The organism is Mesorhizobium sp. M1322 (genome assembly GCF_040318085.1).
Classification (GTDB): Bacteria; Pseudomonadota; Alphaproteobacteria; order Rhizobiales; family Rhizobiaceae; genus Mesorhizobium.
The window spans coordinates 1-521 of the sequence record NZ_JAMYLP010000228.1; the positions used below are offsets into that span (position 1 = coordinate 1).

Sequence of the window (521 nt, forward strand, 5' to 3'; positions counted from 1 at the left end):
GCTACCTCTTCAATATGTTCTGCGACACCGCGCCGTTCAACAACAACGATGTCAGGATGGCGTTGAAGCTTGCCTTGGACCGCGAGCAAATGCTGGACAAGATCCTTCGCGGCTATGGCGCAATAGGTAACGACTTTCCTATCAACGACGCTTATCCGCTATTTTCCGACGACGTCGAGCAGCGCGCCTTCGATCCGGACAAAGCTAAGTTCCACTATCAGAAGTCGGGCCACAGTGGGCCGATCCTGCTCAGGACCTCCGACGTGGCCTTTCCGGGCGCCGTTGATGCCGCCCAGCTCTATCAGCAGAGTTGCGCCAAAGCCGGCATCACCCTCGAGGTCAAGCGTGAGCCGGGAGACGGCTACTGGACAGAGGTGTGGCAAAAGCAGCCCTTCTATGCCTCCTATTGGACCGGGCGCTCAACGCAGGACCAGATGTACTCGAGTGCCTATCTGTCGACGGCGGAGTGGAACGACACGCACTTCTTCAACGAAAAATTCGACAAGCTTCTCATTGAGGCG

1 protein-coding gene is annotated in these 521 nt (G+C 57.0%); it reads left to right on the forward strand.

Translation table 11 applies throughout. The annotated features are described in order from the left end of the window. Positions 1-521, forward strand: a 521-nt coding sequence (locus NKH12_RS30515; protein WP_352956491.1) for an ABC transporter substrate-binding protein, incomplete at both ends; no start/stop codon positions are given.